Here is an 11,757-nt window from a genome sequence, read left to right as displayed (position 1 = left end):
ATGAAAGGCAAACGTATACTGCTTCATTTCGGCGCAGTAGACTGGAAAACGAAGGTACTGGTGAATGGCAAAGAGGCCGGAACACACGAGGGCGGTTTCGATCCATTCAGCTTTGATGTAACTGCGTTGCTGAAAAAAAGCGGCAACCAGGAGATCGTGCTGAGCGTATGGGACCCTACCGACGAGGGCACACAGCCACGTGGTAAACAGGTGCGCAAACCTCATGGCATTTGGTACACGCCGGTGACAGGCATCTGGCAAACGGTTTGGATCGAAGCGGTACCGCAGGCCTACCTGAGCGGCACCAAACAAACACCGGATATTGACGCACAAACCTTAACCGTAACGCCCGATGTTAAAGGCGCTGCGGCAGGCGATAAAGTTCGCCTATCTGCCTGGAACGGCAGCGAAAAGGTGGCAGAACAGGAAGTAGAAGCAGGAGCTACTGCCGTGCTTAAAATCGCAAATCCTAAACTTTGGTCGCCCGAAAGTCCATTCCTGTACGACCTGAAGATAGCGCTTGTGCGTAAGGGCAAGGTGACCGACGAGGCGCAGAGTTACTTCGCCATGCGTAAATCGTCGATGGCCAAAGACAGCAAAGGCATCTACCGCATGCTGCTGAACAACAAGTTCGTATTTCAATACGGCCCGCTGGATCAGGGCTGGTGGCCCGACGGTTTGTTTACCGCTCCCACCGACGAAGCACTGGTGTTCGACGTAATTAAAACAAAAGAAATGGGCTTTAATATGATCCGTAAACATATTAAAGTGGAGCCGGCACGCTGGTACTATCATTGTGATAAACTGGGTATGCTGGTATGGCAGGATATGCCAAGCGGCGACCTTGGTAACGGCTGGGAACAACGTCCGGCGATTATTGGCCGCGGCACCGATCAGAAACGCGACGCTGCTTCTGAAGGTTACTACCGCAAAGAATGGGAAGTGATTATGAACACACTTCATAACTACCCTTCTATCGTGGTATGGGTGCCGTTCAACGAAGCCTGGGGGCAGTTTAAAACCGAGGAAATTACAGAATGGACGATGAAGAAAGACCCTTCCCGGCTGGTGAACAGTGCGAGCGGTGGTAATTTCCACCCAACCGGTCATATTATCGACCTTCACAATTACCCCGAACCAGCTATGCCCGATCCTGCTATTTACGGCGACAAACGTGCGATCGTATTAGGCGAGTTCGGCGGTCTGGGCCTGCCAGTTGAAGGCCACGTATGGCAGCAGAAAGACAACTGGGGATACCAGAGCTTTAAAACGCCCGGCGATTTGCTGAAGCGCTACACCGACTTCACGGTGAGGCTGGAGTCATTGATCAAACAAGGCTTGTCTGCCGCGGTGTATACACAAACCACCGATGTGGAAGTAGAGATCAACGGGTTAATGACTTACGATCGTAAAGTGATTAAAAATCCTGTAAATGCGCTGTTCGAAGTACACAAGAAATTGTACGTACCATCGCTGGTGGTCATTAAATAAAAAGGAGAAGCCGGTCAGTAACGACCGGCTTTTTTATGCCCCCAAAAAAGTTGATGCTTGTCACCATTTCCTCCAACATGCCTTGATAAGCAGAAGATTTGCCGCGACATGGCGGAAAATACGGCGGAGATAAAACAGCAGCGTGTTGTATTTTTAAAAAATGATCCACTCTACAACGAAGGCCGCATCGTCAGGTAAAATGGCACCTCAATCTGGTCTTTTGTGCCCTCCAGTACCATTTTGGCTGCCAGTTCGCCCATCATCTTAAAGTCAGTAGAAATGGTGGTTAGCCCGTTCAGGATCAGCTTTTTTAATGGTGTTTCATTATAGGAGATAATGCCCACGTCTTTGCCGATAGTCAGGTGGAGCGATATTATCTTCTCGATAAGTACCACCAGGTCGTTCTCGCGCAGGTTGATGTATACATCGCCACGACTGATCTCTTCTTCTTCAATTTCACTCACCACTTTGCCGTTAAATGCATAGTTCTGGCAAAACTGCAGGAAACCCTGGCGGATCTCTTCCGGGTAATAACTATTATCGGGAAAAATGATCTTGATGGTCTGGTATTTCTGAAGTTTATCTTTCGCCTGCTCCAGGGCATTGTAAATATCTTCCTGGAAGTTCTCGTATACCCCGCCGTATTCGCCGGTAACGGCTTTCAGTCTTTTATCCAGCAGGATGAGCTTTTCTTTAGGCACACTGTTAATGATCTCATCCACGTTGTCCCAGCGCTCGCGGAAGTGGGGGAGTATTACTACGTGGGTGTAATCGCTGAGTTTTTGGCTGAGCAGTTTTTTGAACAGCGCCAGATCGCTGTTATAAATGTAGAAGTCAATACCTGCATGCTCGCCTAATGCGCTTGCAAACGAATCGTAAATGATCTTTTTGTGTTCACTCAGTTTATTGAACAGCAGGAGGATTTTGTATTGCTGGCCATGGCTTACGTTCTGCACGTAATAGCCTTTTCCGGGTACGGAACCCAAAATGCCGAGCCCCTTCAGGTATTTATAGGCCTTTTCAGCCGTATCTCTCGAAATCTCGAAAACGTAACTTACCTCGTTAATGGATGGTAAAACATCATCCTGCTGCACTTTCTTATCGGCAATGGCTTTAATAATAGAGTTCGCCAGTTGATAATACTTCGGCGTGGCCGAAAAATCGTCGATAAATAAGTATTTAAATATAGGATGCTGCTTCATCGTCCTTTCCCCGGGTTTGATTATTGGTCGTTTTGCGTTCGCTGGGCGCTCAGTACAATGATACTAAAATAATTGTAAAATATCTCCCCGGTGGGGCATGACAGTCCATGACGGTTGAAAAACACCGTTTTTATACTTTTAGAAAAATTACTAATTCATATAGCCAATAAATTTCCACGATGCAAGCCATTTTAGGTATTTTCTTTCACTTTATAGGCGGGTTCGCCTCAGGTAGTTTTTATATTCCCTTTAAAAAAGTAAAAGGCTGGAGCTGGGAAAGCTACTGGATCATCGGCGGCCTGTTCTCCTGGCTGATCGTACCTCCTGTGGCAGCGTACTTAACGATCCCCAACTTCGCGGACATTATTAGCGCTACCGACTTCTCCGTACTGAAGTGGACTTACATCATGGGCGTGCTTTGGGGTATTGGCGGCCTTACTTATGGGCTCGGCGTACGTTACCTGGGCGTTTCGCTCGGCAGTTCGATCATCCTTGGCTTGTGTTCGGTGTTTGGGTCTATTATTCCTTCCATTTATTACGATATCGTTCCTACTGGCGGTAAAGACACCATTACCCACCTGTTTAGCAATGCCTGGGGCCAATGCGTACTGCTGGGACTCCTGGTTTGCGTAATTGGTATCATCATTTGCGGCAAAGCGGGTGCCATGAAGGACAAGGACCTCGCAAAAGGATCGGTTGCCAGCCAGGAGTTCAAAATAGGGCTGGGATTGGCAGTAGCTATCGTGTCCGGTGTGCTGAGCGCCTGCTTTAGCTTCGGTATTGAGGCCGGTTCCTCTATGTCCACCGTAGCCAACGACTTATGGACGGCGAAACATCCGGGTGAAGGGGAGTTTCTGTACCGCAACAACGTAATATACGTAGTGCTGTTATGGGGCGGTCTTACTACTAATTTTATCTGGTGTATGATCCTCAATGCCCGCAACAAAACCTTCGGGGACTATACTAATAACAAAACACCGCTGTTTAAAAATTACCTGTTTTCAGCACTGGCCGGTACCACCTGGTTCCTGCAGTTCTTTTTCTACGGCATGGGCGAAAGCCGCCTGGGTAATGGTGCCAGCTCCTGGATATTACATATGGCCTTTATCATCCTTATCGCCAATGCCTGGGGCCTGGCGCTGAACGAATGGAAAGGAGTAAGCAAGAAAACAAAAACGACTATCATTATTGGCATATTAGTCATCCTGGCCTCGGTATTGATCGTAGGCTACGGCAATTACCTGAAACCATCTCCAACAAGTCATTAACGAAATTAAATAATAGAAAATGTCCGTTACATCAACATTCAAGCACGTCAGCTATCTGTGGGATGAAGCCACGGCCGCCACTATGGCGGGCGACGAGGTCGCGTTGCTTATTTATCGTTCTAATCTGCTGGGTGCAGACCTTCGCCTTACCAACTACGGCGGTGGTAACACATCCTGCAAGGCCATGGCCAAAGATCCGCTTACGGGTGAAAGCACGGAAGTAATGTGGGTGAAGGGCTCCGGCGGTGACCTCGGCACACTGAAGCGTAGCGGGCTGGCGGCATTGTACGTGGACAGGCTGCGTAGTTTGAAGAATGTTTATCGTGGTATAGAGCATGAAGATGAGATGGTGGAGTTATTTAACCATTGCATTTATGACCTCAGTTCTAAGGCGCCTTCTATCGATACGCCGCTCCATGGTTTCCTTCCCTTTAAACATATCGATCACCTGCACCCGGATGCAGCGATTGCCATTGCAGCTGCTAAAGACGGTAAAAAGATCACCCAGGAACTGTTTAGCGGCACCATCGGCTGGGTAGAGTGGCAGCGCCCTGGTTTCGACCTCGGCCTGAAACTGAAGCAATGTCTCGACGAAAACCCTGGTATCCGCGGCATCATGCTCGGCTCTCATGGTTTGTTCACCTGGGGCGACACGGCTTACGAAAGTTATATGAACACGCTGGAAGTAATCGAGCGCTGTGCAGAATATCTCGAAGAACATACTGGTAAAAAGGGCCCCGTATTTGGCGGCGCTAAACTGCAATCGTTGGCAAAAGAGCAAAGGCTGTCACAGGCGGCTGCACTGGCACCGGTGTTACGCGGTTACTGTTCTTCTCAAACTAAAATGGTAGGTCACTTTACAGATGATGAGCGCGTACTGGAGTTCATCAACTCTAAAGACCTCGACCGCCTGGCGCCCATGGGTACCAGCTGTCCCGACCACTTCCTGCGTACGAAAATCAGCCCGCTGGTATTGAACCTGGCTGCCGGGGAAGACCTGAGCAATGTAACGGCCATCAAGGAGAAAATAGCGCCTTTATTCGATGAATACCGCGCTATGTACACCGGCTACTACAATGCCTGTAAACACCCGAACAGTCCTGCCGTACGCGATGCGAACCCGGTAGTGATCCTGTTCCCCGGCGTAGGCATGTTCACCTTTGCAAAGGATAAACAAACAGCGCGGGTAGCGGCAGAATTTTATATCAACGCGATCAATGTAATGAAAGGTGCGGAGGCTATTTCTTCCTACACTTCATTGCCGCGGCAGGAGGCTTTTAATATCGAGTACTGGCTGCTCGAAGAAGCGAAACTGCAGCGTATGCCCAAACCCAAAGCCCTTTCTGGCCGCATTGCCCTGGTTACAGGCAGCGCCGGTGGTATCGGTAAAGCTATCGCTAAGAAATTCGCAGATGAAGGTGCCGTGGTGGTGATCAACGACAATGATGAACAACGCCTCGAATCTGCAAAGGCAGAATTTGAAAAACAATATGGTAAAGATGTTTACGCAGCCGCTTTGCTGGACGTAACATCATCGGCTACGATCAGAAAAGCGTACGATGTAGCGGCACTGGCCTTTGGCGGTATCGATATTGTGGTAAACTGTGCGGGTCTGTCCATTTCTAAACCTATCGAAGAACATACCGAGCAGGATTGGGATATCCTCTATGATGTACTGGTAAAAGGCCAGTTCCTGGTTACACAGGGCGGTGTGGAAGTAATGCGTAAGCAGGGCATAGGCGGTGATGTGCTGAACATCGTGAGCAAAAACGCATTGGTATCTGGTCCTAATAACGCGGGTTACGGTTCTGCAAAAGCGGCGCAGCTGCACCTGAGCAGGCTGAATGCAGCGGAACTGGGTAAAGATCACATCCGTGTAAATACGGTGAATCCGGATGCGGTAATTTCTGACAGTAAAATATGGGCCGGTGCATGGGCCGAAGGTCGTGCGAAAGCTTATGGTGTAAAGGTGGAAGAACTGCCTGCATTCTACGCCAAACGTACTTTACTGAACGAGATCATTTTGCCCGAAGACATTGCCAATGCTTGTTTCGCGTTCGTAGGCGGCCTTTTGAACAAGGCTACCGGTAACGTGCTGAACGTAGATGGTGGTGTGGCGATGGCATTTGTGAGATAATCCTTAAAAACGAACAGGTATGCAACGCATAGCGTCAAAAATGAAGCTGAAGCAGGGAATGGCGGAAGAATACAAGAAACGGCATGATGAACTATGGCCTGAACTGCAAGGTTTGCTGAAGGCGGCGGGCATCAGCGACTATGTGATTTTTCTGGATGAAGAAACGCATATTCTCTTTGCCAGCCTGAAAGTGGAAGATCAGTCGGAACTCGGTAAACTGCCTGCTGAAGCAGTGATGCAGCGGTGGTGGAAGTACATGAGCGACATCATGGATACCAACCCGGATAATTCTCCCGTGTCAATTCCGTTAAAAGAAGTATTTTATCTCCAATAAATTTCACGACCGTTATGGAAATAGAAAAATATAAGATAGACGAACATAACCAGGTACAACTGGCAGCGCATAAACGTGCATTTGATTTTATTGCTGGTGAAGTAAAAAATACAGCAGACATCCTTGATAAACTGGCGGCCTTCCAGGTGGCCATTCCAAGCTGGGCGCTTGGTACTGGTGGTACGCGCTTCGGCCGTTTCCCCGGTGGTGGCGAGCCCCGCAGCCTAGAAGAAAAGATTGAAGATATCGGACTGCTGCACAAACTTAACCAGAGCAGCGGTGCCATCTCTTTACATATTCCATGGGATATTCCGAAGAACGCTTCGCACATCAAAGCACTGGCCGCACAACATGGTATTCGTTTCGATGCGATGAACTCTAACACTTTCCAGGACCAGCCGGGCCAGGAGCATAGCTACAAATTCGGCTCTCTGCAAAATGTGAAGAAGGAAGTACGCCAGCAGGCTATCGATCACAATATCGAGGTTATCCATTATGGTAAAGAACTGGGTTCCGACTCATTGACCGTATGGTTAGCCGATGGTTCCTGCTTTCCCGGACAGCTCAACTTCCGCCAGGCTTTCCAGCATACGCTCAGTGGCCTGGAGCAGATATACAAAGCTTTGCCGGACGACTGGAAAATGTTCGTTGAGTATAAAGCCTTTGAACCGAACTTTTACTCAACAACGGTAGGAGATTGGGGACAGTCGCTGTTATACGCGAATAAACTGGGGCCTAAAGCGTATACCCTGGTTGACCTTGGTCACCATCACCCTAACGTAAACATCGAACAAATCGTTTCCCTGCTGCTCATGGAAGGCAAGTTGGGTGGTTTCCACTTCAACGACTCCAAGTACGGCGACGATGACCTCACCGTAGGTGCGATCAAACCTTACCAGTTGTTCCTTATTTTCAACGAACTCGTGGAAGGTATGGACGCAAGAGGCATGAATCACGCTACCGGTTTAGGCTGGATGATCGATGCTTCGCATAATGTAAAAGACCCGCTGGAAGACCTTTTGCAGTCCGTAGAAGCTATTATGCTTACTTATGCCCAGGCGTTGCTGGTTGACCGCAGGAAATTGCAGGAAGCCCAGCAGAACAGCGATGTGGCGGCCGCACAGGAAGTGCTGCAACACGCTTTCCGTACAGACGTGCGCGCACTGGTAGCCGAAGCCCGTTTACGTGCAGGTGGCGCTTTAAGCCCGCTTGGCATATACAGGGCCGAAAAAGTAAGAGAACACCTCATCAAAGAAAGGGGTTTGAAAACGGTGGCTACCGGACTGTAGCTGCGCAAAGCGAAATGGACGAATGACCAGGAAACCGGTAATAGCGATATTTGATGTTGGCAAAACCAACAAAAAACTGTTTCTTTTTGACGAGCAGTACAGGATCGTTTTTGAACGTACTGCAAGGTTTACAGAAACAACCGATGAAGATGGCGATCCCTGCGAAAACCTGGAAAGCCTGAGATTATCGGTGTTCGACTCGCTGCGGGAGGTGTTTAAACGGAAAGATATAGAGGTAAAGGCCATTAACTTTAGCACCTACGGCGCCAGCCTGGTGTACATAGATGAAGATGGAAGGCCGCTCACACCGCTGTATAATTACCTGAAAACCTACCCGGAGCCGTTAAAAGAACAGTTCTATAAAAACTACGGGGGAGAGGCCGCCTTTTCGGCTTTGACCGCTTCGCCCGTACTAGGCAGTCTTAACTCAGGGATGCAATTGTACCGCCTGAAACACGAAAGGCCGGCACTTTGCAATGAGGTTAAATACGCGCTGCATCTGCCACAGTATATGAGTTATCTGCTCGCGGGCGTGCCCTGTTCGGATATTACGAGCATTGGCTGCCATACCAACTTGTGGGACTTCCAGAAAAATGCCTACCATAGCTGGGTGAAAAAGGAAAAGCTGACGGACAAAATGGCGCCGCTGATGCCTTCGAATGAAGTACTGCCTGCGGTGTTTCCAGGTAATAATTACTCGATAGGCATCGGTCTGCACGACAGTTCGGCCGCGCTTATCCCTTACCTGGTGAGCTTCCACGAGCCGTTTATACTTATTTCTACCGGCACATGGTGCATCAGTATGAATCCTTTTAACAGCTCGCCGCTTACAGAGGCGGAGCTGGAGCAGGACTGCCTGTGTTACATGACCTTCCAGGGCAAACCAGTGAAATCATCAAGGTTGTTCGCAGGGTATGAGCATGAACTGCAGGTAAAACGCATTGCTGAACATTTTAACCAGCCTACCATCCGTTATCGTTCGGTGGATTACGATCCGGCGATGATGGCTGCACTGCGGGAAAAGCATACTGTGGAAGCCCATACAGGCATTACTGCCTTCGGTGCCCGTGATTTAAGTGAGTTTGGTACGGACGTAGAGGCTTATCACCAGTTGATGCTCGATATTGCCGACCGCCAGTTCAGTTCTACCCAATTGGTATTAAAAGGCACGAAAGTGAAAAGGATTTTTGTGGACGGCGGGTTTAGCAAAAACGTGATTTACATGAACCTGCTGGCCTCCATGTTCCCTGAAATGGAAATATTCGCCGCCTCTATGGCCCAGGCAACCGCTATGGGCGCCGCATTGGCTATCCATAGTTCCTGGAACCGTAAAGCCCTGCCTAACGACCTGATTGAGCTAAAGTATTACGCTTTAACACACAACGCGGCGATTTAGCGCCGCCTGAATATAAAACACCGGTAATGTGCCTGTTATCAGCACGTTGCCGGTGTTTTTGACATTATAATGGATTGATCTACTTTGAATTGCCAAAGAAAGAATGTAATATTACAAAGTATTATAAATTATAACTGTACCGATGAGAACCCTAAAGACCGCTATTGTGAGCAAAATGGCGCAGCTGTTGTTAATCAGTTGTATGCTTCTCCCCGTTACCTTATCTGCTCAGCAGCCGGCGGCTAAGTTTGCTGCTACCACCGTTTTACAACAGTCATTCGTAACACCGCCCGATAGCGTAAAACCAAGTGTGTATTGGTACTGGCTGAACGATAATATTTCGAAAGAAGGGGTAGAGAAGGACCTGGAGTCGATGGCGGAAGTAGGCATAGGAAGGGCCTTCATCGGTAACATTGGTCTTAGCGAAAAGGAACTGGCCTACGGTAAAGTAAAACTCTTTTCCAAAGAATGGTATGACATAACCCGGTCGGCTATACGCACTGCGGGCAAACTCGGGATCGATATTGGCCTGTTTAACAGTCCGGGCTGGAGCCAGAGCGGTGGCCCATGGATTAAACCGGAACAGTCGATGCGTTACCTGGCCAGCAGCGAAGCGCGTGTGAAAGGCCCGGGTAAAATTAAACAGCAGCTGTCATCACCCGGTGAATCGTTCCAGGATGTGGCTGTACTGGCTTTCCCCGTGCCCGCCGGCGACCAGGATGAAATAGCAGCGCATCAGGCCAAACTCAGTTCTAATGCTACCGTTAAAAACATAGAAGGGCTGATGGATGGGAATACGGAAGAAGACGTAGATATTGAGATCGTATATAAGAACTGTCCCATTATACTGGATATTGACGTAGCGAAAGCTTATACAGCGAGAAGCCTTGTTATCTACCCCTCTAAACGTCCCGCACGGGCGGATATCGTATTACAGGTGCAGAACGGCAAGAACTACGATAGCATTACCTCTTTTCATTTCGATCGTACCAATCCCGCGAAGAATGTAGGTTTTAAACCTTATGCACCGGTAAGTATTGCTTTCCCGGCAACCACAGCTAAACGTTTTCGTTTAGTATTAAAGAACGCTGGTAATACAGGCTTTGCGGAAATCAAACTGCTGGCGGCACCGCGGGTGGAATGGTTTGAAGATAAACAGCTGGCGAAGATGTTCCAGACGCCTTTACCTCTATGGAACGAATACCAGTGGCCGCAGCAGGCGGAACCGGAAGATAGTATACTGGTGGTCAATCCCAACCGGGTAAAAAATATCTCGGCGTTCCTCGGTAAAGACGGTACGCTGAACTGGGACGCACCCGCAGGTAACTGGCTGGTGGTGCGCTACGGCATGTTGCCTACTACGGTAACCAACGCTCCGGCCACCCCCGAGGGCATGGGGCTGGAGGTCGACAAAATCAACCGCGCGCCCATTCAACACCACTACCAGGAGTTCATTGGAAAAATAAGGAATAGCATACCCGCAGGCGAACGTAAAGCGCTTAAATGGGTAGTGGCCGATAGTTACGAAACCGGTTCTCAAAACTGGACGGACGATATGGCGAAAGCCTTTAAACAGCAATACGGCTACGATCCTTTGCCATGGCTGCCTGTCCTTACGGGCCGCATTACCGGCTCGGCCGATCAGAGCAATCGTTTCCTCTGGGACTTACGCCGCCTGGTGGCAGACAGGGTGGCTTACGAATATGTTGGTGGTTTACGTCAGCAAAGCCACAAAGACGGTCTTAAAGTTTGGCTGGAAAACTACGGCCACTGGGGTTTCCCGTCGGAGTTCCTGAAGTATGGCGGACAGGCGGATGAAATAGGCGGTGAATTCTGGAACGAAGGTGAACTGGGAAATATCGAATGCAAAGCGGCTTCGTCGTCCGCACACATCTATGGTAAAACCAAGGTAGCGGCCGAATCGTTTACTGCCGGCGGCGAAACATATGCCCGTTACCCTGCGCTGTTGAAGAAACGTGGCGACTGGTCGTTCACTGAAGGTATCAACAACACCCTTTTGCATGTTTTTATACAACAACCTTTTGAGGACAGGCTGCCGGGTGTAAACGCCTGGTTTGGTACGGAGTTTAACCGTAATAACACCTGGTTCACGCAGGGCAAGGCTTTTATTGATTATATACGCCGTTGTAATTACCTGCTGCAGCAAGGTAAACCGGTAAATGATATCGCTTATTTTATAGGGGAAGATGCGCCGAAAATGACAGGCGTTCGCATTCCGGAACTGCCTGTTGGTTACGGTTACGACTATATGAACGCGGAAGTGATTTTGAACAGGTTATCCGTAAAAGGCGGCCGCCTGGTACTGCCGGAAGGTGTTAGTTACCGCATGCTGGTTCTGCCACAACTGGAAACTATGCGCCCTGAACTGTTGCAAAAAATAAGCACCCTCGTACAGCAGGGCGCCGTAGTATACGGCCCGGCCCCCAAACGCTCGCCCAGCTTACAGAATTACCCGCAGGCCGACCAGCAGGTAGCTAAACTTGCTTATGCCATGTGGGGTGCCGACCGCTTGCAGAAAAAGCGTAAATACGGGAACGGACTGTTGTTAAACAATATGAGTCTTGAAGAAGCACTCGCTGAAATTCAACTCAAACCAGATGTGAGCCTGAAGAATAAAGA

At 49.2% G+C, this 11,757-nt stretch carries 8 protein-coding genes; 7 read left to right on the top strand and 1 reads right to left on the bottom strand.

The features are described from left to right. Positions 1 to 1,491: glycoside hydrolase family 2 protein (locus tag QZT80_RS18885; protein ID WP_295125651.1), on the top strand; the 1,491-nt coding region annotated here is incomplete at its 5' end. A gap of 170 nt (positions 1,492 to 1,661) precedes the next feature. Here the strand turns inward: QZT80_RS18885 and QZT80_RS18880 are convergent. After that, a complete protein-coding gene (locus QZT80_RS18880; protein ID WP_295125648.1) occupies positions 1,662 to 2,693 on the bottom strand; it encodes a substrate-binding domain-containing protein in 1,032 nt (343 codons plus the stop codon). Positions 2,694 to 2,872: 179 nt separating this feature from the next. Between QZT80_RS18880 and rhaT the strand changes: the two genes are divergently transcribed. From rhaT to QZT80_RS18850, 6 genes are all read left to right on the top strand, one after another. Then, positions 2,873 to 3,961, top strand: coding sequence for an L-rhamnose/proton symporter RhaT (gene rhaT, locus QZT80_RS18875; protein WP_295125645.1), 1,089 nt, complete (start codon positions 2,873 to 2,875; stop codon positions 3,959 to 3,961). A gap of 19 nt (positions 3,962 to 3,980) precedes the next feature. Next, positions 3,981 to 6,098, top strand: a complete 2,118-nt coding sequence (locus QZT80_RS18870; RefSeq protein ID WP_295125642.1) for a bifunctional aldolase/short-chain dehydrogenase — start codon at positions 3,981 to 3,983, stop codon at positions 6,096 to 6,098. A 19-nt stretch (positions 6,099 to 6,117) separates the two neighbouring features. Further along, complete coding sequence (gene rhaM / locus QZT80_RS18865; RefSeq protein ID WP_295125639.1) at positions 6,118 to 6,432, top strand: L-rhamnose mutarotase; 315 nt, start codon at positions 6,118 to 6,120, stop codon at positions 6,430 to 6,432. Positions 6,433 to 6,446: 14 nt separating this feature from the next. Then, positions 6,447 to 7,721, top strand: a complete 1,275-nt coding sequence (locus QZT80_RS18860) for a TIM barrel protein (protein WP_295125636.1) — start codon at positions 6,447 to 6,449, stop codon at positions 7,719 to 7,721. Positions 7,722 to 7,743: 22 nt separating this feature from the next. Then, complete coding sequence (locus tag QZT80_RS18855; protein ID WP_295125632.1) at positions 7,744 to 9,117, top strand: FGGY family carbohydrate kinase; 1,374 nt, start codon at positions 7,744 to 7,746, stop codon at positions 9,115 to 9,117. 142 nt (positions 9,118 to 9,259) lie between these two features. Beyond that, a partial coding sequence (locus tag QZT80_RS18850) for a glycosyl hydrolase (RefSeq protein ID WP_295125630.1) occupies positions 9,260 to 11,757 on the top strand: 2,498 nt, incomplete at its 3' end.

This window comes from uncultured Chitinophaga sp. (genome assembly GCF_902168175.1).
In the GTDB taxonomy this organism is placed as follows: domain Bacteria; phylum Bacteroidota; class Bacteroidia; order Chitinophagales; family Chitinophagaceae; genus Chitinophaga.
The sequence above is the reverse complement of the archived record's forward strand: the minus strand, read 5'-3'. Positions and strand labels throughout refer to the sequence as shown.

Coding starts and splice junctions, on each gene's coding strand:
- QZT80_RS18880 (WP_295125648.1), bottom strand. CDS start 2,693: ATGAAGCAGCATCCTATATTTAAATACTTATTTATCGACGATTTTTCG.
- QZT80_RS18855 (WP_295125632.1), top strand. CDS start 7,744: ATGACCAGGAAACCGGTAATAGCGATATTTGATGTTGGCAAAACCAAC.
- QZT80_RS18860 (WP_295125636.1), top strand. CDS start 6,447: ATGGAAATAGAAAAATATAAGATAGACGAACATAACCAGGTACAACTG.
- rhaM (WP_295125639.1), top strand. CDS start 6,118: ATGCAACGCATAGCGTCAAAAATGAAGCTGAAGCAGGGAATGGCGGAA.
- rhaT (WP_295125645.1), top strand. CDS start 2,873: ATGCAAGCCATTTTAGGTATTTTCTTTCACTTTATAGGCGGGTTCGCC.
- QZT80_RS18870 (WP_295125642.1), top strand. CDS start 3,981: ATGTCCGTTACATCAACATTCAAGCACGTCAGCTATCTGTGGGATGAA.